The following is a 24925-nucleotide window of genomic DNA, read 5'->3' as shown; positions in this document are numbered from 1 at the left end:
CTCTGTCGGCGACGTGGATGTTCAACGTTTCTGGATCTTGAACAGGTACTCTTTTCCACGAACGTAGATCGCGCCGTTGGAGACGGCTGGACAGGCGGAGGTTGCCATCTCTGGAACGTCGTTGGTGGCGATGATCTCAGGTTCTCGCTGAGCCTTCACGACTGTCCCGAGCCCGCTTTGATTGAAGAAGTACAGACGATCGCCGGCCAGAATCGGTGACGCCAAGTAGTCGCCCGAGATACGTTTCTTCCAAAGTTCCTCGCCGGTGTTCACATCAATGCATGACAGCACACCGTTGTCGGTGACCTGAAAGATCAATCCATCGTGCTCAATCGGTTTAGCGAAACGAGGGTTGCCGCGTTCACGAACCCATTCGACGTGCGAGTCGGTGACGTCTCCCCTTGTGGACTCATCCAAACGGACCGCGACAAGCTGAGCACCGCGTGATCCAGTGTTGATGATGGCGAGCTTCTTCTCCGGCACCCACAGCGGTCGAATGCCAGCGTTGTAGCTGTTGTGTCGCAGCGTCCAAAGTTCTTTGCCGGTTTCAAGATCGTAGCTCTGCATCGCTCGAGCACCGACGGAAAGGATTTGCGTTTGATCACCAACTTGGACGATCGCGGGCGTGCAATAGGCTTTCCGCAGGTCCCCGTCACGCAGTGGTTTTCCGTCGTCACCAAGATCTTCGTAGTCGGTGCTGCGGTCGGTTCGCCAAATCGTTTCGCCCGTTTCGGCATCGAGAGCTGTGGTGTATTGCTGATCGACGCCGTCAAACGTCAGCACCAACTTGTTGTCATGCAGGACGGGGGAGGAACCAGGTCCTCGAAAATGCTGACACGGCAGATCGCGTCGCTCCCAGATCACCTCAGCGGTCTCCGCATCCAGCTTCGCGGTTCCATAGCTGCCGAAGTGGACGTAAACGGCTCCCGGTCCTAGCACACAGCTCGGTGCTGCGTAGTTGTTGAATCCGACGGCGCCGCCAAGCTCCTCCACTTCCTCATTTTCAAACAGCAATTTGTCGTGAAGGATCTTGCCAGTTTGCTCATCGATCGCGATGACAAATTGCTGCTTCCCGTCACTCGTCGCTGTGGTCAGCCAAATCTTTCCGTCACGGATCACCGGCGACGAGTGACCTTTATCGTGCAAAGGAGCCTTCCAGGCAACGTTCTCGGTGTCCGTCCAGTGAATCGGCAGTCGCTCGGCATCGGCGTCAGCAACCACTCCGTCCAGATTCGGCCCGTGACGATCAGGCCACTGCGAAAATCCATTCGGTGCAGAAACGGTCAACGACGCGAAACAGACGGCGACGTAAAGAGAGTTCAAAATCAATCGAGTCATAACGATCGCTTGCACGAAACACGGTGGGCGTTGGGGAGGGAGCATCAGCGACAGCATTGTAATTGACGTGCGACATGGATTGGTCGTCAAGCGGCAGCGATTCGTTTCGAACGTGTTCGGTTCTGATAAAATTTATTTCCAACGCGATTTGATATGCCAACTGCGAGCCACCTCGATGATAAACACTCTCCTTTTATTACTGACGTTCAATGTTGTCGGTCCACCCGTCGTGGAGGACTTGAACGTTCTGGACGGCGGGAACCCCAACGGTCCAACTTGGATCGATTGGAACGACCCGGGTTTGATGCTGGTGCAACACCTCAATGGCTTGACGCGAGAATGTTTGGCAGCACGTGAAGACGAAGTCAGCTCACTGAAAACGGCCGAGGATTGGAAGACTCGTCAAACCAAAGTACGGCAGACACTCGATCAAATTCTCGGACCCTGGCCGGATCGCACACCACTGAATCCGCAAGTCACCGGCACATTGCAAAAGGATGGCTATCGAGTTGAAAAGATCGTCTTTGAGTCGATGCCCGATTTCTACGGGACGGGAGCACTCTTCATTCCGGATGGACTCGAAGAGCCGCGTCCCGCCATTTTGAAAGTCATCGGGCACTCTGCGCAAGCTTTCCGGCGAGACCTGTATCAAAACGTGATCTTGAATTTAGTTCACAAGGGCTTTGTGGTCTTTGCCATCGACCCGTTGGGACAAGGCGAACGGTTGCAATACTTTGATCCCAAAACAGGAAAGTCGACCGTCGGTTCCTCCACCAAGGAACATTCCCACGCCGGCGTGCAGTGTTTTTTGACGGGGCGTTCGATTGCTCGTTACTTCACTTGGGATGGCATCCGCGCGATCGACTACCTGCTGACTCGGCCCGAAGTCGATCCCAACCGCATCGGTGTCACGGGACTGTCGGGAGGAGGCACGCAAAGCAGCTACATCGGCGCGGTGGATCAACGAGTTCGTGCCGTCGCACCGACTGGATATATCACCAGCATCAGTCGTTTGCTCGGATCGATTGGACCGCAAGATGCCGAGCAAGTTTTCTACCATGGGCCGTTGCTGGGAATCGATCACGCCGACTTGCTTGAGGTCCGAGCACCGAAGCCGACATTGCAAGTCACCACGACGCGAGATTTCTTCAGTATCCAGGGGGCTCGCGAAACGGCCGCTGAAGTGCGTCACGCCTTTCGGATCCTTGGTCACCCCGAGCGATTTGATCAAGTGGAAGATGACTTTGGACACGGCTTCACGAAACAGAACAACGAATCAACGTACGAATTCTTTCAAACGTTTTTAGATCTGCCCGGCAATCCGGAGGAACAGACCTACCCGTTTTTGACCGAAGCGGAATTGACGGTCACTCAAACCGGTCAGGTTTCCACGGCATTGGAAAGTGAAAACGTTTTCAGCATCAACCGTCGGGAGGCACAACCGATGCTGGAGAGACTGATCGAGAGCAGGCGTGATATGGGCCAGCATCTTCCGCAGGCGTTGAGCGAAGCGGCAAAGTTGTCCGGCTATCGCAAACCCGATGCAACCGTGGCTCCGGTGTTTCGCGGCCAGTACCAACGGGAAGGTTACCGGGTTCAAAAGTGGGGTGTGCCGGGTGAAGACGAAACCATCATTCCAACGTTGGTGTTTGCTCCCGATGAACCCGGAGCTCGGCCGGCCGTCATTTACGTGCACAGCGACGGCAAGACAACGGATGCCGCTGCGGGTGGAAAGATCGAGGAACTGGTGCGTCGCGGGTACGTTGTCGCGGCACCGGACCTGCTCGGATACGGCGAGACAGCCTACAAATTCCGGCAAGGTCACGCATCAGTGCAACCGTTTTTCAATGCGTTGATGTCAGGCCGAAGCGTGGCGGGAATCAACGCGGGAGATGCCGTTCGAGTCATGGAGTTCCTGCAGGACCGAGACGACGTGAAACCAAACCAGATCGGAGCGATCGCGATTGGTGATGTGGGGCCAGCGTTGTTGCACGCGGCTGCTCTCGAGCAGCAGATTCAGTGGCTGGTGCTCGTGGATTCTCTGCTGGACTACCAAAGCATCGTTGATCATGAACTGTATGACGTGAACGCCAACTCGCTGGTCGCCGGAGCTTTGACCGCCTACGACTTGCCAGATTTGTTGGCGAGCATCACACCTCGACGCGTCGCGGTTAAGCAACCGAGAACTCATCTGCGAACGGCGGCGACCAACGATGAGATCACATCGTCATTGGGCTTTGTCCAGCAACATGCGAAAGATCGGTTGCGTGTCGAAACGGTGGCAGCCGATCTGGTGAAGTTGGTCGAGTGGTGTGTCGCTCGCTGATGTTCAGATGAGCGAACGACAACAGTCCCCTCTGGTTCTCAATCCTGCTTCGTCAGGAAGATTTGGTGAACACCGGCACTGACAGAGTCGGACAAGGTCACCGAGAGAGTATGAGGGCCGGCCGGTAACGATGCTTCCATGAAATGACCGCGTCGTTCGCCCGGTGCAACCTCGAAAGTGTGCGTTTCATCGTTCAAGTGAAGCGTCGCGGTTCCGCCACGGTGATCTTTGTCGGTCAGAATCAGCTCGATCTCGTATCGCTTTTCTTCCGGAGCGTCCAACAACCAATAGCCAGTGGAGTTCTTCGCCCAAGGACGACCGCTGGAGTGTCGCCAATCTTGCCGTGTCAAAACCGTTTGCGGTTCATGCTCGGTGCCGATGACGATCCGGGGCGGCGCGTAGTTGTCAGGGCGAGTCGAGGAAACATCGTCGAACCACTTGGAGTAGGCCTGTTTGAGCCGCTGAACGATCTCAGGATGTTTGTCAGCGAGATCGTTTTGTTGTTTGGGATCGTCTTCCAAGTTGTACAGTTCCAGTTTGGGCTCGCCTTCAAAACGTTCTTTGCCAAAGCCGCTGGGGTGAACCAGTTTCCACGGATGTTCGTGCATCGCGAAGTGATGGAATTTCTGCGGCACGTTGCCTCGGTGAGTTTGAAAGGCGATCAATCTCGTTTCCCACTGCGAGTAGTCCATTTCTCCGGTGAGCAATGGCAGAAAACTCTTGCCATCGAGTGCGGGCGATTCCGAAGCGGCGACGCCGCACGCATCGAGCAGGGTCGGCATCAAATCGATGTGAGCCAGCATGACGTCCGTGGTGTCGCTTGCATCCACTTTCGCGGGCCAGTGAAACAGCAAGGGGGAACGAATGCCGCCGTCATCCACCTGCGTTTTGTTGCCTCGCATGTTGCCTACATAGCGTCGCGAATTGGGACCGTTGTCATTGAGGTACAGCACAATCGTGTTTTCGCGAATCTTGAGTTCGTCGAGTGACGCGAAAAGTTTGCCGACGTTTTGATCGATGTTGGTGATCATGGCGGAGATCCTTGCCAGTTTGTCAAACTCGGCGTCGCGTCTCTTGGCGGGGAGATCGCTCACCAGAATCGGCGTGAAGTCGACTTGTTTGTATTCTTCGTAGAGTTCGTTTGGCACATCATCGAACGGTCCGTGCGGGGCATTGGTTGCGATGTAAGTGAAGAACGGTTTTCCCGATTCGGTTTGCTTGCGCGCAAAATCAATCGCCGCGTCGAAAAAGATGTCGGTGCAGTAACCTTCCATGGCCACTTCGTCACCATTGTGAAAAAGGGTCGGGTCGGTGTATTTGCCCTCCGCTCCAATCGGATCGGACGGCTGGCCGATACCGCCGCCACGGTGAATCAAGCTCTCGTCGAAGCCTTGGTCCATTGGCCGCATGGGGTAGTTGTCGCCCAGGTGCCACTTGCCAAAGATGCCGGTTTGGTAGCCCGCTTCGCTGAGCCGTTCTGCCAGCGTGACTTCGTCCGGATCCATCATCGCTCGACCAACGTACGTGTCGATGCAACGCGTTCGGTAGTTGTACCGCCCCGTCATCAGGCTAGCTCGCGTCGGGGCGCACACGTTGCTGACATAGAACCGGCTCAAGTAGCCGCTCTGGGTTCGCATCTTGTCCAGCGAAGGCGTCCGAATGATTGGATTGCCCATGAACCCGTAGTCGCCGACGCCTTGATCGTCGCTCATGATCACGATCACGTTGGGACGCTCGGCCGCGTTGGTTTCGGCCGCAGAAACCGATGTAGAAGACAGTGCCGAATAGGCCAACAACAGAACGCTTGCGGAGGCCAAGAGAGAGAAGGTTTTCATGCGGGAACCTGGTGGGAATCAAAGGTGGGAGGCGTTGTTCAGAAGTGCGTCGAGTTCAGCGACTGCGGCCATCGTCGACGATTTGTTTCATGCGTTTCTGCAACCGCTGAACGATGTCAGGATGGTCTTGGTAAACGTTGTTGGCTTCGGCGGGATCGCTTTTTAAGTTGTAAAGCTGACCGGTCGGGCCGCCGGGTTTTGGCGGGATTCGTGATGGTTTTGAGAAGCCACCCGAGCCGAGGCCGGTGATCAATTTCCAATCGCCTGCTCGGATCGTCATCGTTGATTTGCTTCCGGCTCGCATCACGAATTCGGTTCTCTTCGTACCTTCTTCGAATGGCTGCTGAAGCAACGCCGGCAGAAAACTGTGGCTGTCCGGCCCAGCGTCTTGGGGAAGCTCTGTCTCCCAAATGTCGGCGAAAGTGGCCATCAAATCGGTGAAGCAAACCAGATGATCCGTGCTGCTAGATGCGCTGGCGTGGCCTGGCCAGCGAACGATGAACGGCATCCGGTGGCCAGCCTCCCAGGCGTCGGCTTTCATGCCGCGAAAACCGCCGGCTGAGTCATGCTGGAATCGCTCTGTGTCATTTTCGTACCAGACCGGTCCATTGTCCGAAGTGAAGATAACGATCGTGTCACGTTCCATGTCATGAACCTTCAGAGTATCCAGCACACGTCCGACTTCATGATCTACCATCATCACAAAATCGCCGTAAGAGTCGACTTTGCTTTTGCCCGTGAACTCAGGACTTGGTAGCCAAGGCGTGTGGGGTGCGGGATAAGCCAGATACAACATCATTGGAGATGCGTCCTCAGCGTTTGGATGAGCTTGGATGCTGCTGATCGCCACGTCCGTGAAGTGCGGCAAAACATCGGCGAGTTCCAAATCCGGAGCGATGCCGCCGGCTCTCCAAAAGGCACCTTGGATCGGCGACCAACCCTCGCTGGCGTTGGCCTCGATGCGATCCGTAGGCGGATGCACTGCGTTGCGATCGTTGATGTAGAAGTAGGGCGGAATATCAGTGGAGGCTCGGATGCCAAAGAAGTGGTCGAAGCCACGATCCACGGGACCACCCAACAACGGACGGTCATAGGATTCGTTGGCACGTTCTTCAAACCCCAAGTGCCACTTGCCAACCATGGTGGTTCGGTAACCCTGTGATTTCGCCAGCGAAGCCAGCGTGGCTTGATCGGGATCGATTAGAGGTTCGCGTGGCCAAACGCTGACATCGGTTCGAAACGGATAACGTCCCGTCATCAACCCATACCGCGACATGTGACACAGAGGTCCCGGTGCATGCGCGTTGGTGAATCGCATCCCATCGCGAGCGAGTGAATCGATGTTCGGTGTTTCGATCTTGGAATCGGGATTGAAACACCCCGGGTCTCCATACCCCATGTCGTCGACCAAGATCACAACAACATGAGGACGTTCGGCAGCAAAGAGCGCCGACGAAACGAATGCAAACAAATGTGCGAGGAAGGAGCGATGCACGGGATTGGTAGGCGAGAGGCGAGAGGCGAGAGGCGAGAGGCGAGAGGCGAGAGGCGAGAGGCGAGAGGCGAGAGGCGAGAAGCTAGAAGCTAGAAGCTAGAAGCTAGAAGCTAGAAGCTAGAAGCTAGAAGCTAGAAGCTTCAATCGCTTCTTTCAAAGCTTCGATTGTCGGCGGTGATGGTTTGACGCTGCCGGGACGTTTGCCACCGGCGATGTCCAGCGGTGTCCAACCACGTTTGTTCTTGTGGTTCCAAATTTCTGGACGTGCACCGACCGAGGTCAGCTTTCGCACCGCGGTAGGAAACGTTCGCAACGCGGCACCGTGCATCGCTGTTTCTCGGTTGCGATCCACGACGTTGGGGTCGATTTCTAGATCAACCAACATCTCAATCGCGCGGTCCACTTCTTCGGGCGTGCCCGGTTCTTCACCAACCGCGATCACCCCGACGCCTGCTGCAGCCATCAACGCGGTGGTCCCGTCGTCATTGGGGATGGTGGGGTCGGATCCGAGTTCCAGCAACAGAGTCATCAGTTCAATGTCAGCACCGCGAGAGGCCAAGAAGAACGGCGTGGCGCCTTTGGGGTTGAGGCGTTGGCCGCGTGACTTACCGTTGTTCAGTTGCAGATTCACGTCGGCCCCCATTTCCACCATTTGGCGGACAAAGTCCAAACTGTGAATGGATCCCGTGATGCGCGGTGCCGGGTCGCCTTCCGGGTTGTCACCCAATTCCGTTTTGCGAACCCAGGTGATCGCGTGCAAAGGAGCGTAGCCGCTGCGTTGGTCGTTTGGATCGGCACCGCGACGGACCAAATCGCAAGCCAACTGAAGGTGTCCGCTTTCAATCGCGAACATCATCGCCGACATTCCAGACCGCGGGTTTCGGCCGCCGCTGCGTTTGGGTTTCGCCACCGTGTTGACGTCCAGCCCCGCATCGAGCAAACGCATCACCACCGCCGATTGGCCGTGTCGAGCCGCGAACATGAGCGCTGACAGCCCGGACTGTTGCAGTGTCGTGTCAACGTTGCATCCCGCTTCGATCAAGGCATCGACGGCATCCAGGTTGCCGGCCGCGGATGCCCACATCAGTGCGGTTTGCCCGCGGGCTTCTTTGTCTTCCATGTCGGCGCCGGCTTTGATAAGCGAACCGACAACGTTCGCGTTGCCTTGTCGCGCGGCCAACATCAACGGAGATTCGCCGCCGCGTCGGGCCGCGTTCGCATCGGCGCCGGCGTCCAACAAGGCTCGGACCGCTCTGAGGTTGCCATACTCGCACGCCAGGCTGAGCGGTGTGACCTGATACAGTGTTTCGGCATCCACCTCCGCCCCGGCAGCGACCAAGGCCGTGATCGTGCGGGAATGATTGTGGTAGGCCGCCCAGTGCAAAGCGGTCATTCCGTCGGGCTGAGACGCGTCAACGTTCACCCGATCGCCAGCCAGCGATTCGCGAACCAAATCCCAACGTTGCTGTTCCGCTGCGGAAACCCACGCGTGATCGGATGCCGATGGAGCGACGCCACGCTCATTGGTCGAATTCCGATCGGATGGCTCAGCCGCGACAACGCAAAGACAAACCAGTAGCGATCCAACAACCGCCATGAACATTCTCAACCTCACAGTGTCACCGGATCAAAGAGGTCCTCGACCGTTCCGGTGCTGTCCGCGAACGATTCCAACGGCACACCGACTTTGTTGAGCAACGTCAGGTGAAGGTTCGACAATGGCTCAGGGTCTTTGAACCGAAGGTGACGATTGCCACGCATGTTTTCGGCTGCACCACCAGCCACCAAGATTGGCAGATTGCTGTGGTCGTGAGCATCCGGATCGCCCATGCCGCTGCCGTACATGTAGAGCGAATGATCGAGCAATGTCCCGTCGCCTTCGGGGACTTCATTCATCCGTTTCAGGAAGTCCGCAAACAGCGAAACATGGAACTGGTTGATCTTGGCGACCTTGGCCAGTTTTTCCGGATCGCGACCGTGGTGCGTCACAGGGTGGTGAGGATCAGGAACACCGATCTCCGGATACGTTCGAGTGCTGGCTTCGCGAGCCAACTGGAACGAAACGACTCGCGTGATATCGCCTTGGAAGGCGAGCAACTGCAGATCGAACATCAGCTTCGCGTGATCGGCGTACGCGGTGGGGACACCAACGGGACGATCCAGGTCGGGCAGCGGATTTTCGTGACTGTTTTGTTCCGCCAATTGGATCCGGCGTTCGACTTCGCGAATGCTTTCCAGGTAACCATCGATCTTGTTGCGATCCGAGGCACCCACACGATTCTTGATCCGCTTGATTTCCAAGTTGATCGAATCCAGCAAGCTGGCTCGTTTCTGCATCGCGGCTCGCCGTTGCTCGGGCGTCCCGCCTTCCCCGAACAAGCTTTCAAACACAATTCGCGGATGGGCTTCGGATGGCAACGGCTGCGTCGGAGAAGCCCAGGACAAACTGTTCTGGTACACACACGCGTAACCGTTGTCGCACTGCCCGACCGTGGACAACAGGTCCATCGACAGTTCCAGCGAAGGCAACTGAGTGGTCGCACCGATCTTACGAGCCGCGACTTGATCGACCGTCGTTCCGTTGTAGTAATCGCTGCTCTCGGTTCGCTTGGCTCGAGCGGCACTCAAAAACGCAGAGTTCGATGTCGCATGTGAACCGGGGTAAGCGTTTTGCAAATCGGTGTTGGAGATCACGGTCAAGTGATCCTTCACCTCTTCCAACGGTGACAAGCTGGACGGCAATTCGTCGAGCGTTTCGCCCTCGGGTGTCCACTCAGCCGGGTTGTAACCCATTGGAATGTAGATGTATCCAATGCGTTTCAACCGGCTCGGCGCGGCCGCGGTCGCCGCGGATGCGGTCATGGCCGGAATCATCGCGTCGAGCAATGGCAACGCGACGGCGGCACCGGTGCCGCGAAGCAAGGTTCGGCGAGAGAGATGGGATCGTTTCATCGTGCTTCCAGTTTAGATGTGGGCAGCGTGACGGATCATCGGGATGATTGAGTGTTGTTCGATTCAGACGAGGTTTCTCGGTACCGAAACGGCTCGCTCAGAACGATGCCATTGATCAGAGAAGCCAGCGTGTAGTTGGACTGCGACGCACCGCGAACGATGCGGCGAATTGCCGGTCCGTCGTGTGGCTCGACGGCTCGCCCAAGTGCGTAGGTCATCAGTTTTTCGGCAACGGTTTGAGCGAAGATGTCCGGTCGCGCCACGATGCCGGCTTCCAGTTCATCGACCGACTGCAACTCGGTGCCATCGGGGAGTTGCCCCGACGAATCGACATCCAGCGTGCCTTCAAATTGTCGCCAACGCCCGACCGCGTCAAAGTTTTCGAGAGCGAAGCCAAGCGGATCGATCAAGTCATGGCAACTCGCACAAGTCGGATTGGCTCGGTGCATCGCCAGGCGTTCGCGAACCGTCATCGCCGCGAGCGTGTCTTTTTCTTTCAAATTGGGGACGTTCGGCGGTGGTGGAGGGGCCGGTGTTCCGAAGATGTTTTCCATCACCCAGTTGCCGCGAATGGTCGGCGACGTTCGAGTGGCGTACGAGGTGACCATTAAAATGCTGCCGTGCCGCAAGATGCCACCGCGGTGCGACTCGGGTGAAACTTTGACGCGGCGGAAATGGCTGCCGGTGACGCCTCGGATCCCGTAGTGCGTGGCCAAACGTTCGTTCAAAAAAGTGTCTTGCGAGGCGATCAAATCCGTAACGCTTCGATCGTTCGTCAGAACATCCTGAAACAACAACTGAGTTTCGCGTTGAAAGGATTGGCGAAGGTTGTCGTCGAAGTCCGGGAACAATCGCAGGTCGGGCGTGATCGAATCCAGGTTGCGTAATTGCAACCACTGCGAGGCGAAGTTTGTGACGAGTGAATTTGCACGTGGGTCGACTAACATTCGTGCGACTTGCCCGGCCAGCACATCATCGTTTCGCAATTGCTTGGCGTCGGCGAGGTCCAATAATTCGTCGTCGGGCAAACTGCTCCACAAGAACGATGCCAATCGAGACGCCAGTTCATGGTCATTGACCGCAACGACATTTGTTTCTGGTGACGCAACGGCATTTGGATCGACGGATTCAATCCGGAATAGGAAATTTGGATTGACGAGCAACGCGGTGAGAGCGGACTCGATGCCCTCGTCGAAGTTGCCGGATGAGAAACCTTCATCAAAGAAATTCATCAGCAAATCGAGTTCGTCGTCAGTGACTGAGCGGCGATACGCTCGTCGAGCCAAACGCTCAAGGATCGTCTGGGCGTCGTCCCGGTTCGCGTTTTCGCCCGACCAGTGCTCGCCGAAGATTGCTTGGCGACTGGTTGTGTTGCCGGGACCTTCCGGAACGAATGGTCCCACGATCGACACTTGATAGATCGCCGGCGTCAATCGTGGATGCCGGTGCCGATTGAAGTTGGCATCGAATGGCTGTCGTTTGCCCTCGGTCAGCGACGAGAAAGTTTTCGGGAAGGTGACGCCAATCGAATGGCGACCGGCATCGAAGTGCAAACGCTGTTTCAAATGGGAATCCGAATGCGTGTAGTCGGGACCGCCGTACTTGCCAGTCTTTTTTGGTGGAAACACCTTGAACTGGTGCACTCGAGCACGATCGACCAGCACGTCAATTTCGTGTTCGCGGTGCAAACCCTCGACTTGTTCGTCTCGGTCGCGAGTCAATTTCAATTCGATTTCGTACTCACCCGTTTGCGGGAAGTGCTGATCGAACAACACGCCGCCGCGGGTTCCAAATGGCAAGCCTTCCACATGTTTTTCTTGCGAACGGTCGGCTGGTAGGCGAATCGTCACTCCCGCGGGACCGTTTCCTAAACCTCCGATGGCCACGCGAGCGATCTTTTGTGCGGCCGACACGTAACGGTTCAGGTGAGTCGGTGAGAGTTCCTCGACGGTGATGTTGTCAAACCCGTGACTGGACTCATCCTTGGGAAGGTAGTCTGATGCATCGATGGTCACCGCCAACAAATCACGGATCGCGTATTGATATTCCACGCGAGTCATCCGCCGCATCGCACCCACTCGGCCGGGGCGTGGGAACTGCTGGGCGTGATGATCGAGGACCGAAACCAACGCGGCTGTGACTCGAGAGTAGGTCGCTTCATCGGGCTGGCCGTAATCGGGCGGCGGCATCTGACGTGTGTTGACTCGTCGCAGAATCTTTTCCCACTCGGCTGTCGCGAAGTCAGGTTGTGCAAACTGATCGGCGTTGAAATCAAACGCCTGCAAATCCAATCCCGCTTCGGCGTCGCTTCCGGTGTGACAATCGAGACATTGACCGGAAACAAATTTGCGAATCGCGGGAAGATCGTCTGAAATGACTTGGTTCGCTGGCGGCGGGGGTGGTTGAACAGGATCGTTCTCAGCCTCGGCAGTTCCAGATGTGCTGACCTGAGTCGTCAGCCACTCGCTGGGCAATGTCTCGGTGGATGCGACTTCGCCGCGCAACAACTGAGCCGCTCGGCCGACGATCTTGAGATAGTGATCGCTGGGCAAGCCTTCGTAGGTCACGAATTTTGCGTCGCGTCCTCGCGGTGGATTGTTGGTGCACTTGAAGATGGCGGTGGCTTCATCAACTTCGTCAAACATTGCAACGTACAGCATTTCTGCACCGGCCTTCTTCGCCGCGATGATTTGCGACCAAAGGAATTGGCCTTTCAGTCGCGGGATGTCATCCAGGGGTGCGTCTCCGTTGCGAAGATTGAACCAGCTGAAACCGGGGAAGACGACGGGCAAGTAACCTTGTCCGTTGGCACCGCACTCTTGTTGATCAGGTTGCCAAGTCTGCTCGCCGTGTCGCTGGGCTTGCTCTGGATTGCGATAGCGTCCAGGCGTCCATGGGCTGATCACATCCGCCATTTCAAAGATTGATCGGACCGCCGGATCGGTCACGCAGTCTCGGTTGAGTTCTCGCCAGCCGGTCGGGATACCCAGCATGATGCTGCAACCGGCTCGTTTCAGTTGAGCGATCAATGCTTTGCAATCATCCAGCGTGTATGCACCGGGCTGGTGCCGTTCGGCGAACCCGACACCCCAAATCGCGACGAGGGGCATGCCGTTGTGATGCAGGTATGCGTCGCTGCTGGTGATTGCTTCTTCGTTGACCAGACGAGTCCAGTCTTGTTGAACGACGTCGAGTTCTCCTTCTCGAAGCCCCGACAAGTCATACATCACCGCGAAGGCTCGCCCGTTCTCTTCGGAGCCGCGACGACAGTGATTCAAAATCGCGGTTCGATTCGCGAGACTGGCAGGAGATCTCAGCGAAGTCGCAAAGCGTTGGACAAAGGCACCATCGATTCCGTACTCACGCATCCATTGAAAGTGACGGCGAACGGTTTGTTCGTTGGCGCTGCTGAACACTTCAGCGACGCTGCCGTCGGAATGCTGGAACTCGGTGGCAAAGCGTTCTCCCGGTGAGTACTCCGACATGTCCGGCCAAAGGTCGACCGTGACATTGCCTGGACCAAGTGGCTTTTTCGAGTCGCGTCCCCAATGTCGCCAACCAAGTCCGGCGCCGTCTCCCTCGCAGTTGAACCAGCCTTGGTAGCCGCACATCACCTTGCCGGTCAGCGTGCTGCAATCGACCGCTTCGATCCGTTCGGATTGGTCCGGAGAATCGTCCCCCAACACGGGATCGACGAACCCGAATATCAACGCGGCGGCAACGACAATGGCGGGACGAAGCAAAGGAGTTCTCTTGGGAAGGATCCAAAAGGATGGGACGAGAACGGGAATGGCCGGGGAGTCGCCGGATGCATTCTGCTCGCCGGTTTTCGGGCAAGCGAGTGACCGCTGGCACGACCAAAAGTTCGCGGTCCATCGTACTCGATCAGCGAGCCGAACGCACCCGGAAAGGGGCGGCGTCACCCCTTGTCCTCGCCTCGCGGGAATCCGTTTTCCTTTGCGTGCGACTGCTTCGATCGCCCCACGCCTGGTTTTCTCGGATGCAAAACAGGTTGGCAGCAGTCTTTCGGCATCGGAACCGTTTTGGGCAAACCTCACGCTTCCGTCGGAAAACCGGGACGAAGCCGTAACCCAGGGCTTTCGTACGGCTGCGCCATTGGAGCGAATGTTCAGCGAAAGCTGTCGATTCCAAACGCATCCGACTAGGAGTTCATTGAACCTGCGACATGCAGATCGACTCCCGATTCGGTGACCTCGACCGCGCCAAAGACAACGACGGTTTGACCGGCGATCTCGGTTTGTCCTTCCAGTTCGACGTGCAGACTGATCCGGTTGTCTGAATCAAACGGAGGCACCGCATTTAGATCATTCGGGGCCAAGTCAAAACATTCGACCCCGAGTGCATCTTCCCAAATACTTTCCATTCGTGAATCGCAGATCCAATCCAGACATTCGCCACCATCGATCCGCGAGATTGCAGCGTCTCCATCGAGAGCACGCGTTCGCGACGTCGGTTCTTCTTGCCGCGGCGATTCTTTTTGTTTGTTGGCGTGCTACGCAGCTTTGTTTCGATGCAGTTCGTCATGGGATCGTCTTTTCACAGCCAGGGGCTGATGCGATGTAGCGCCCAATTCGCAATCAGCGAAAGGCCGGAACAGACGAACCTGCGAGAAGACCACGTGGATCCTCTCACGGTTTTTCAGAAGAAATCTGAAAGGCCGACGGGCAAGCGATTGGACGATGCGAAGCGAGACTCGCTTTGTTGAAATCGCCGCATTCGATTCGTCATTCGGTGGAATCTAGGCATCGACAACCGGTTTGTTACTTCTTCGAGCATTGGTTTGCTCACTTCAAACAGGTTCGTCAGGTGTCTGTTGCTGACCTAGAACGACCTGTGTTCATAACGAACAGATTTGTTTGACTTGTGAAACTGAGCCCGGTAGGTTCGTCCGGATGGTTGTCCCCACACCCCTCTTTGCACAAGATCGGATTCACATGCAGATTTCAGAGATGATCAAGCGACGTTTCAGCGCTCGAAGCAAAAAGCAGATCAGCAAGCGACGTCGCAAACTGCAGCTAGAGACGATGGAAGACAGAAGGCTGCTTGCTGTTGTGGTCGATACTTTCAACGACAGCATTGATCCAAATGATGGACTCACCAGCATTCGCGAGGCAATCGTTGTCGCCGCGAACACCGCAGGCGATGACACTATCAGTGTTCCTTCAGGTCGATACTTGCTGAATTCTCCGTTGCGTATCAACGATACTAGCGGTCATCTCCTGATCCAAAGCCTCAATGGCACGGCCACTCTCGATGCCAGTCAAGCAGTCGGTCTAGACAAGCGTGCAATCGATGTGTCTGCGGACTCGCACGCTTCCGTCCAAGGATTCAAGCTGACCGGCGGATCTGCTGAAATCGGTGGTGCGGTGTTCAACCAAGGCAACTTGGAGATTCTGGATTCAATCTTGACTGACAACTCCGCTGTCTATGCCGGCGGTGCAATATTCAACACTGGTACTCTCACAGTCAGAGATTCGGTCCTAAAAGACAATGAGGTGACACAGGGGGATGGCGGGGCAATCCGAACGATTCCTCAATCATCAGTCAACGTGGTTGATTCAACGTTGAAAAATAATTCCGCAGGATCCAATGCAGGGGCAATCTTCGTCGAGGATGCCCTGCTGTCGATCGACAACTCTCTGATCAAAGACAACGTTGCCGGCAGTGGTGGCGGAGGAGTCTATGCTGAACGAGCTTCGGATGTGTCAATCGTTGATTCAAGAATCATTGACAATACAGCCAGGTATGCGGGCGGCGGAGTCTTCGTGTTTGAAAGCGATCTCTCGGTCGTCGAATCAGCCCTGACCGGAAACGAATCTATCGAAGGCGATGGTGGAGCGATCTCATTGCTCGGTCAAAGCGCCGGATCGATTGTCGACAGCAACCTGTCCAACAACACTTCAGCGGTTGATGGCGGTGCGGTCTACGTGAAAAGTAGCAGCCTGGCAATCAATGACAGCCGAGTCAATGAGAACGAGTCCGGCAGTGCCGGCGGAGGCATCTACGCAGATGATCTGGCGACGATCGATATTCAAGACACTGTCATTAAATCCAATCGGACGCGATACATCGGTGGCGCGATCTTCGTCTACGCTGTCGGTATCAGCATCGATGACAGCCGAATCCTGGACAACTCCGTTTGGGAATCTAATGGAGGCGGACTAGCTATCCTTGGGGACTCGGCTCTCCAGATGACCGATAGCAGAGTTGCCAACAATGAAGCTCCCAACAATGCCGGCGGAATCATAATCAACAACAGTTTTGCCATAATCGACGATTCCAGTATTGCAAACAACACTTCGCAAAGCGGAGGAGGTGGTTTCTACATCGAAAATTATTCTATTGTCGAAATCACTGACAGTGTGATCGCTGAAAACTCAACGTTTTACGCCGGTGGCGGACTCTTCAGCTACGACAGTTCGCTAAGAATTGAAGACAGTCGCTTTGTCCGAAACACCGTGGTGTATGGCGATGGAGGCGGAGCCAGTATTCTGGGTGGATCGATCGCCGAAATCACCGACACAAAATTCACCGACAACGACACCGCCTCAAGGGGAGGCGGGATTTTCTTTGACGGCAACTCCTTGAGCCTGTTAGGCAGTCGCATCGACGGCAACAATGCGGGGGGAAACGGCGGAGGTTTGGCGGTCCTTGGCGGGCAAGCCACGATTGTCGACTCAGTCATCAACAACAACGTCAGTCTTTCCAGAGGTGGAGCCATCTACAACGAAGGGTCGACCGACATCGTTGACACGAACTTGATGTTCAATCAAGCGAACGTTTACGGCGGCGCGATATTCAATGCCAGTATCGGCCTGATCGATATCTCCGAATCGTTCTTCAAGGCAAACGAGACCATTTACACTCGGCAAGGAACGGCGATCTACAACGACGAAGGCGGCGTCTTGCTACTAGACGCTGCGACCACGTTTAAAGATCACATCTCATTCGTCGTCTACAACGCGTAGCCCAACGTCAAAGGACACTGGCTACGGCAAAATGACGCGTGGACGAATTGCCGTGGCCAGGCTTGCAAATGATCTGCAGATCAGAGTTGAACCGAGATTGCGAGCAACCTATGAAACACGACTCGAACAACACCGCACTGGCTGTTGCATGTTCGGCAAGTGTCTTGCTAATACGATTTTGTTGATCCCGTAGTTGGTTCTATCACACCGAAGGAAAGAAGGCGATTTCTTAGATGTCGGAACAGGCTGCGCTAGCAGCCTGTTGATTTAGTCGTATACCGAATAACAACAATGAGCCAATGGGCGGGAGCCCCGGTTGGCGTCTGACTAACCGCCGCTAACGCGGTACGGCTCATTCTTTCAACAGCCCGCTAGGCCCAGTGTTTGCTTGACTTACGGCCGGATGCTTTGCTTGATCCGTTGTGATGGCGACGATTGACCTATTCTTCAGGCGTTTCTATCGATTGGATCCATCGGTTGGCTAATTCGACGCAGCTGGCACCGGCTGGTTCGTTGAACATTGCTGGCTGGACTTCGCGGTAATATCTTTCCGCCGCTTCGGGCAGACCACATCGCTGCGCAATACGGCCTCTCACGAGTTGGTCAAATGACTCTTCCACGCCATTGCGGGCATCGATTGCTTCTGTGAGCGTCAAAAACGCTTTGGTTAGCTGTCCGTCATCTGCGTAGACACATGCAAGTGTGTGTCGATTTGCTGACAGCTCACGCATCGTGAAGGAATGGATCGTTGCCTCCTCGGCTTCATCGACGAACTGCGAAGACTTTCCGGTAAACAAACTGCGCCATCCAATTGTGCTCAGCAAAGAAGTCATCTCGGGCTTTTTCTTGTGTAGCTGAAGGGCGTATTCCAACGCTCGGTCGTGTCCATCGGTTTGGGTTAGATAAGCCAAATGCGAGGTGATGCCAATTTGCGTGTCCTGCCCATCGAGCAGCTTCAACGTCGACTCCGCTTTTGCATGTTGGTTGAGTCCGAGTTCCGCTGTGAGACGTGCATTCAACAACTCGGGAGTGCGAGGGTAATTCTCTAGCATCTGATTGGAGAGCTTGAGCAATTCTTCGAAGTGTTGTTGTTCGGCGAGGTGAGTGAGTCGCGAACGGTCAATTTGCAATTGCAAGAGAGCAGGATATTGATCGCGTACTTTGACGAGCTTATCGGCAATGTTTTGATCCGCCGTGTTTCGCGATGCGAGAAGCAACGCCGCGAGTCGCAGGGCTTGAACGTCAGATTCAGAAGATGCGAACCAGCTTTGCGCAAACGGAGACGCGGCAAACTGGTTGAACATGCCGACCCGATCACGCTCGACTTGGTAGTGCGGATTGATCCAGGTCTTGGCCTCTTCCACATGCCCATTGTCGATCAACTCAAGTGCCTTGATCCCATGGTTGTGCATGAATCTGCCGGGATGAAGGAGCCGATAGGTTTCGCCGTCGCGAACCACCTTCCTCGCAATGAACGAATCTTGGATGTCGACATCGTCGATGATTGACGCGGTTACGGTGTAGCCGCCGATGTCGTCACCTTCCATTTCAAATTCATACAGACTCACAATGTCCTCACCGAGGTCAGGTTGTCCAAACGTGGTTCGAATGACCTCGGGGATTTGATAAAGAGAAGGTGGCAATTTCTCGAGGTCAGCAACAATGAATTTGTCGTTGTCGGATGAAGTGTAGAGTTCACGTAGTTTTTCGACGTCGGGACCAAACTTCAGGACCCGAGCCAAAAAACTCTGCATGGCGGATGCCGGATCCGACGGTTCGAGCTTCACGTCTTCGTAACGCTCAAGATGACGAAGCGAGGACGACACGCCCTTCAGGTCCGGGCGGTTCTCCAGGAACTCTTGCAGCAAATCATATCGGCGAAACGTTCGCAGCCGAGCAGCGACGTTGGCTTGAATGAAGTCGCCGTCCAACGTGTTGGTGGCTTGATCGAGGACTCGATTTCCTGCTGCGATTCCGTTTCGATTGATCTCGGCCACCGCCAGGAAGATCCAGGGCTCATTGAGCGTCGGATAAGTTCGAACCAAACGTCGCAAGGCCTGGGTGTCTTCGAGATGGGCCAGCAGAATGCCATAGTTGACGACCACCGACTCGAACGCCTGCTCATCGAGAAGTGAACGATAGATTTTCGCGGCTTCCAGCATCGACTCGCGGTCGCTGTAGCGTGTGAGTTCGTTGTCATGTTCGAGGATGACTGCGAGGTTGTACCGACCATTGACGCTGGACGGATTCAGTTCCAGCATGCGGCGTAAACGCGTCAGCACCTTCTCGCGATCGATTCCGGGATACATGTTGCGACCACGTCGGTCGTGCATCGAAGCCCACGCCGAGGTCCAATGTGCGAGTTCGGACTCGGGAGCGTCAGCAACCAATTGGTCCGCGACCTCCTGCGACTCGCGAACCAGACCAACGTTGAGCAGTGCACTGGATAACTCGCTGCGGTTGAAGACGTCCTCCGGTGTTTCCTCAGCGATTTGAAGCATCTGTCGAATCGCGCCCGCCTCGTCACCATTTTCAAATCTCAGTGTTGGCTGATAGGCAAATTCGATGGGTACAAGCCATTCCGAGGGAGCAGCGTTGCTTGACAATGTCAGGAACTTGTCGCGAAATTCCGGCAACTGATCTGGACTCAATTTGCCATCACCCGTGTTCAGTTGAAGCTCGAAGTGGACCGAGCCGTCTGGGTTCGTTTTGCAGGTCATTGCAACTTGAAATTTGCCGACCTGAATCGTTTTGGGTTCGGGTAGGGAAACCGCTTCGAATCCGCTGGGCGGATGCAGTTCCATTTCGGTACGATAGATGAACCGACTGATCTCATACGGGAGCGTTCGTTCGATCGCATCCGGGTCATCGGGAAGCTGGTTGTATTCCGGTCCCACGAATTCGTACGGCAAATAGTTGAATGCGGCACCGGGGGCCAATTCGATGACTAGCCTGCCCAGATCGTTTGTGCAGATGCCAGTTGAGTCAAATTGATATTGGACGGTGAATTCGGGTGAGGTGGGTTGGTTTGGATTGTCGTACTGGATCTCCGATAGTTCCGCGTCACCATAAACCTCTGCGTATTGTTCTTTCAGCGACTCTCTAACTTGCTGACGTGTTTGACTTGCATAAGCCGATCGCAAGTAGCTAGCGAAAATACCGGTCGAGCTTGAAGTAACCGTCGCGGTCGAAGGGCCATTGGTTTTTAACTGATAAACGGTTTTATGTCGCCGGATGTTGTCGCTGGAGCGACTTGGACTGGTTCGCCGCAAATTGTCGGTGGTGGGAGCCGCCACCAAAGTCAGCCTGTCTTGGTCGTCGGCGGGCAATTCGCCGAAAGACGTGTACGACGCAGTCATGTCGATCCACATTTCTTTCAGATCGTCTTGGCGAGGAACGTAGACGATCGCATGGTCAAATGCGTTCAAAGCCGGCGCATCGGCAGCCGCGTCCGCCAAAGATTGGGTGTTTTGCAAGGCGACGTATGCTTCGATATCTAGTTGCCTTAGCATCGCAACCATCAAGCAAGCTTGATCTTTGCAGTCACCATAGCGTCTTCGCAACGTATCGATTGGGCGAGCGGGCTGGATCGCGGAAACACCAAACTCGATTCCGGTGTAGCGGATGGAGTTCATGATCTGAGCCCACGCAATCGTGACCAACGCTCGACGATCATCTTCGTCATGGTTTGCTCGCCAATTTTGCTTGACTTGATCGGGCAGATTGCCCAATTCACTATCAGCGATTTGGCGATTGACCATGTCGTCGTAGTAAGCAGCGATGTCGGCCCACGAGGTCCCTGTGCAATAAGTGACGAAGGACATCGGCGTATGATCAGACGGCGTGTAGTCCCAGAGAACCTTGATCGGATCAGGCTGGTATTGCTTCAAACTCCAGACCTTTTCGTTCCCAACTTGTTGAATCTGCAAGGGGACACTCTTGCCAACACCGTGCAATGAAAGGTCGATAGACGCATCCGCTCGCACCTCGGTATAGAGGTGATGGCACTTCGAGAAGCGTTCCCAGACGACCCTGCCAACGATGCCGGATGGGCAAAACGCGGTGTGTTCTTTGGTGATGACTTCGGTCTCTACGATGGAACCGATTGCGATCGCGGGAAGTGGTGCGGTCAGAATTCGCGTGTCTGTGTAAACCTGATTCTGCACATTGGAAGCGGACGATTCCGTGATCGTGCTTGAATCCAATTCGTGGACGAGCCCGTCCTGTGTGATGACCCGAGCTCGCATCAACGGACGCTCCTCCAGCCACGGAGTCCAGGCGGCAGCCAGACTCCCCCGCGTCTCGATGTCGTCTCTCGATAGAATTCGATACACCTGCCTCTCGGTTCTGGTCACACGATGATCGGCAGAAATCTGAGTTCTTTCGTCCCAAACCAGGTACTCGCTTTCGTCCGCTTCGGGTTGAGGGATCTTTGCTGCTCCCTCCAATACCGCGTCCGCTGGTGCTTCAAACAGTTTGCCTTTCCATGGCAAATCGACGTCGGTTTCAGCGGCGTTGGCGAATCCTGTCGCGAACACTGTCAGTGCGAACGACAGACTCCAAAGCAGAGAAAGAGAGTAAGTCTGAGAGCGCATTGGCAAAGATCTCCGTTGTGCAAATTGGCAGCGAGGTACAGAGTTTAATTCATTCCGATCGCAGGGTTGGGGGGAAGCGGCTAGTCAAACGGCGGAAACGGAAAGTTGAATGCGGATCGGTGGGTTTGTGAGTGCTGCCGTGTAAAACTTTGTGGAATTCCTGTCGACCTTCACACAAAAAAACACCGCGTCATGAAATGACACGGTGTTCGAAGGTTGGTGTTTCTGAAAATCGCTATGGCGAGCCGGCGTGGTTGGGCGACTAGTCGTCCAGTGGCATGACTTCCGATTTTCGGATGTGCACGATGCTGCCTGGGTCGTGCTGCTGGAATGCGAAGTGGCCGGGGCCGTAGGTCTTTTCGAAATCCATGTATTCGTACAACTCGTTGCCATCGACAGTGATCTTGATGCGAGTCATGTCGCGACCACGCCAGTTGTCGTCTTTGACTTCGATCTCGTAGGTGAACCAGGTGTCTGGTTTGACCAACTGCGGGTAGACATGGCAGAAACCGTACAGCGAACCGGTGCGAATCGGGTCGGTGTGGGTGCTGTCGACTTGGGCTTCGTAGCCGTCCATGAAACCGGGTTTGCGTGTCGTGCGAAAGTAAACGCCCGAGTTGCCACCGTCGTTGATTTTGACTTCCGCGCGATAGCGGAAATTCTTGTAGGGACCGGATGTGTTGACCAACATGGAAACGCCGCCGGTGCCTTTGATCACGCCATCGACCACTTCCCACTTGCTGTCGTCTCGTCCAACCTTCTCCCAACCTTCCAGCGATTCACCGTCGAACAAAGTCGTCCACTTGGCCGACTCGTCGGCTTTCGCGTTGTCTTCAGCGGAGACGCTGGTGCCTGCAGCAGACAAGCACAGTACGAGGGCGAGCCCCATTGGATAGCGGAGCGACTGAACAAAATTCTTCATGTTGTTTCTCTGAAGTGACTGAATTGGATTGGCAGCTCGATTGAGACGCATTGTCAATGCGACTCGATGTCGAATGATTAAAACTGCCGCCGTTCCATTTGTCCATAGATAGATGCACGGGTGAGAAGTCAGCACGCGGAATTCATGCCAAAAGCGAATTGCTTAGTGATTTCAAAGGATCCTTTGCAGAACCCGGGCGAAGGCTCGAACGGTTGACGCGATTGGTCGCGAACTTCGTGGCATTTCGTTGGATTTTTTGTCAGTCGCATCCGGCTGCTGACTTCAGGGCATATGCGCGCGGCGACTTCAGCTGTTGGCCGGCGGTTCCGTGACTTTTTCTAAAGGTTTGCCGCAGCAACGGAATTCAGGTTCGCAACCCTCGCGGTCACAACCCTTGGTCACGTGAATTTCCATTTGGCAGTTCACGCATCGATACATGTCGCCCACTTGGGGTGCGTCTTTCGAAACTGGCATGGGAGGTCTCCTTGGTGAGAAAGTTTCGGCCCTGATCATCTCGCGACCAGGTTTCGAAAAGCAACACCAGCGATCTGCGCGCCAAACAGATGTTCAAGAGGACCGCATCGTGAACAATCGGCGTCGACATCTCATCCAAATCGAAAGGGGCAGAAAGCGTGTGCACGGCAAAAGGAGTCTTGGTTCACCGTTTGCACGGCATGAATGTTTTCAAACGCCCTTTCACAATTCGATTGCTTTCAAAGGATTGGAGATGAGTACCGACCACAACGCCCCCATCGAACAGATCATCCATCAGATCGATGAGGTCGCCGAGAACAACGAGCGAGTGAAGTTTGGCCAGGTGATGGACGCTGTTGGACGAAAATCGTTCGCGTCGTTGCTGCTGATCGTGGGCGCGATCATGGTGTTGCCTGGTCCTGCTGATATTCCGGGCGTCCCGGTGTTGTTGGGTTTGCTGGTGGTCATCTTGTGCGGCCAAATGCTAGCCAACTCGGACCATGTTTGGATCCCGAGTTGGATGGAACGATGGGAGATCGGTCAAAGCAAAGTTCAGAAGATGTTGGACTGGTTGCGGAAGCCTGCCGCTTGGATTGATAGCATGACGGCTCAGCGATGGACTTGGATGATGAAACATGCAACGATCAGCACGCTGGCGGTGGCGGCGATTTTGGTGGCGATGAGCACGCCTGTTTTGGAATTCATCCCGTTCAGCGCTAACTTAGCCGGAGGAGCCATCTTTGCGTTCGCGTTGTCGATCCTGGCCCGCGATGGCTTGCTGGCGGGAGTCGCCGTTTGCATCGCTGTGGCCACGTTTGGTTTGGTCGGATACCAGCTTCTCGGGTAGACCACGCATGCCGGATTGTCATGTGAAGGCGTTTCAACGCCAGGCCCGCTGATTCTCTTGTTCGCCGGCTCGGAACTCGATTTGTAGAAAAAGTTTGCTTTCTTTTTGCGGCTGATGTCGATCGTTGACGAACGCGATCGACTAACTAACAAATCGGCAGGATTGTTGGGTGAAATGGTGTGAGCTGTTTGGACTTTCGCCCGGTTCTGCGTGAACATTTTTCGAGTGAAGCAAACTTCCAGAGAGAGGAACAGCGATGCGTGTCATGGTGATGGTGAAGGCGTCAGAAAGTTCAGAAGCGGGTAAAATGCCCGACGAAAAACTGCTGACCGACATGGGGAACTTCAACGAGAAGTTGGTCGAGGCCGGGATCATGAAAGCCGGTGAAGGTTTGAAGCCAACCAGCCAAGGGGTTCGCGTTCACTTTCATGGAACGGAACGGACGGTGACTGACGGACCGTTCGCTGAAACAAAAGAATTGATTGCTGGCTATTGGATCTGGGAAGTTCGTTCGATGAGCGAAGCGATCGATTGGGTGCGTCGCTGCCCCAATCCGATGATGGAAGACTCGGACATCGAGATTCGCCCGATTTTTGAGCTGGAAGATTTCGGTGACGAGATGACGCCGGAATTGCGAGAACAAGAGGCCACCATTCAACAGAAATTGCAGTGCGACGGAGAAGCCGAACTACGCCGGTTGATTCATCAATGGTCCACGGCTTTGGAGGCTCGCGACTACGACGGTTTGGTTGCAAACTACACCGAGGACTCTGTGCTGTACGGCGGCATTCCACCGTACAAGACCGTTGGTCCACAGAATATTCGCAAGCTTTGGGAAGGTTGCTTGCCACACTTTCCTGAATTCAAATCGGTTCATCACGACCTGACATTCGAGGTCGGCGATGATGTCGCTTTCGTGCACGGACTGCATCAATTTCAAACCGAGGTGGCGGATCACCCCGCTGGCCAATCTTGGATGAGGGTGACGATTTGCTTTCGCAAGAAAGAAGGGCAGTGGAAGGTGTTGCACGAACACGTCTCGCTGCCTTTCAATCCGATGACCAACGAAGCGTGGAAGATCAAAGATCCCGCTATGTTGGATGAGCCGTCCTATGGCGCAGAGTCTTGCGTTTGAAGATTCATGCCTGCGTT

At 55.1% G+C, this 24925-nt stretch carries 14 protein-coding genes; 4 read left to right on the top strand and 10 right to left on the bottom strand.

Going from position 1 to position 24925, the window contains the following annotated elements:
* Window positions 1-21: 21 nt before the first annotated feature.
* On the bottom strand, window positions 22-1353 hold the full coding sequence (locus RB_RS01260; protein ID WP_164922655.1) for a PQQ-binding-like beta-propeller repeat protein: 1332 nt from the start codon (window positions 1351-1353) through the stop codon (window positions 22-24).
* Between the two features lie 160 nt (window positions 1354-1513).
* Here RB_RS01260 and RB_RS01255 point away from each other — a divergent pair, with 160 nt between their 5' ends.
* The gene (locus tag RB_RS01255; RefSeq protein ID WP_164921322.1) at window positions 1514-3664 is read left to right on the top strand and encodes an alpha/beta hydrolase family protein; all 2151 of its coding nucleotides are present in this window, start codon (window positions 1514-1516) and stop codon (window positions 3662-3664) included.
* Window positions 3665-3702: 38 nt separating this feature from the next.
* Here the strand turns inward: RB_RS01255 and RB_RS01250 are convergent, their stop codons facing one another.
* The 6 genes from RB_RS01250 to RB_RS01225 all read right to left on the bottom strand — a co-directional run bounded on the left by RB_RS01250 (window position 3703) and on the right by RB_RS01225 (window position 14330).
* Window positions 3703-5499, bottom strand: coding sequence for an arylsulfatase (locus RB_RS01250; RefSeq protein WP_011117992.1), 1797 nt, complete (start codon window positions 5497-5499; stop codon window positions 3703-3705).
* Window positions 5500-5554: 55 nt separating this feature from the next.
* Window positions 5555-6994, bottom strand: a complete 1440-nt coding sequence (locus RB_RS01245; RefSeq protein ID WP_011117991.1) for a sulfatase-like hydrolase/transferase — start codon at window positions 6992-6994, stop codon at window positions 5555-5557.
* A gap of 124 nt (window positions 6995-7118) precedes the next feature.
* Complete coding sequence (locus RB_RS01240) at window positions 7119-8597, bottom strand: ankyrin repeat domain-containing protein (RefSeq protein ID WP_164921321.1); 1479 nt, start codon at window positions 8595-8597, stop codon at window positions 7119-7121.
* 8 nt (window positions 8598-8605) lie between these two features.
* On the bottom strand, window positions 8606-9946 hold the full coding sequence (locus RB_RS01235; protein ID WP_011117989.1) for a DUF1552 domain-containing protein: 1341 nt from the start codon (window positions 9944-9946) through the stop codon (window positions 8606-8608).
* Window positions 9947-9981: 35 nt separating this feature from the next.
* On the bottom strand, window positions 9982-13689 hold the full coding sequence (locus tag RB_RS01230; protein ID WP_164921320.1) for a DUF1592 domain-containing protein: 3708 nt from the start codon (window positions 13687-13689) through the stop codon (window positions 9982-9984).
* Between the two features lie 419 nt (window positions 13690-14108).
* A complete protein-coding gene (locus tag RB_RS01225) occupies window positions 14109-14330 on the bottom strand; it encodes a hypothetical protein (protein ID WP_011117987.1) in 222 nt (73 codons plus the stop codon).
* A gap of 571 nt (window positions 14331-14901) precedes the next feature.
* Between RB_RS01225 and RB_RS01220 the strand changes: the two genes are divergently transcribed.
* Window positions 14902-16935: a right-handed parallel beta-helix repeat-containing protein gene (locus RB_RS01220; protein ID WP_231846098.1), complete on the top strand. Its 2034-nt coding sequence runs from the start codon at window positions 14902-14904 to the stop codon at window positions 16933-16935.
* A gap of 440 nt (window positions 16936-17375) precedes the next feature.
* On the opposite strand, the gene RB_RS01210 is transcribed toward RB_RS01220, so the two are convergent.
* From RB_RS01210 to RB_RS01200, 3 genes are all read right to left on the bottom strand, one after another.
* Window positions 17376-21530: a DUF3857 domain-containing protein gene (locus RB_RS01210; RefSeq protein WP_231846097.1), complete on the bottom strand. Its 4155-nt coding sequence runs from the start codon at window positions 21528-21530 to the stop codon at window positions 17376-17378.
* A 262-nt stretch (window positions 21531-21792) separates the two neighbouring features.
* Window positions 21793-22503, bottom strand: coding sequence for a 3-keto-disaccharide hydrolase (locus RB_RS01205; RefSeq protein ID WP_164921317.1), 711 nt, complete (start codon window positions 22501-22503; stop codon window positions 21793-21795).
* 255 nt (window positions 22504-22758) lie between these two features.
* Window positions 22759-22926, bottom strand: coding sequence for a hypothetical protein (locus tag RB_RS01200; RefSeq protein ID WP_164921246.1), 168 nt, complete (start codon window positions 22924-22926; stop codon window positions 22759-22761).
* A gap of 253 nt (window positions 22927-23179) precedes the next feature.
* Between RB_RS01200 and RB_RS01195 the strand changes: the two genes are divergently transcribed.
* Together RB_RS01195 and RB_RS01190 are read left to right on the top strand one after the other, a co-directional pair.
* Entirely contained in the window at window positions 23180-23773 is a 594-nt protein-coding gene (locus tag RB_RS01195) for an exopolysaccharide biosynthesis protein (RefSeq protein ID WP_164921316.1), read from the top strand.
* A 256-nt stretch (window positions 23774-24029) separates the two neighbouring features.
* Window positions 24030-24908, top strand: coding sequence for a YciI family protein (locus tag RB_RS01190; RefSeq protein ID WP_011117977.1), 879 nt, complete (start codon window positions 24030-24032; stop codon window positions 24906-24908).
* Window positions 24909-24925: the final 17 nt, after the last annotated feature.

It is taken from the genome of Rhodopirellula baltica SH 1 (genome assembly GCF_000196115.1).
Lineage (GTDB): Bacteria > Planctomycetota > Planctomycetia > Pirellulales > Pirellulaceae > Rhodopirellula > Rhodopirellula baltica.
This window is presented reverse-complemented; position numbering and strand designations above follow the sequence as displayed.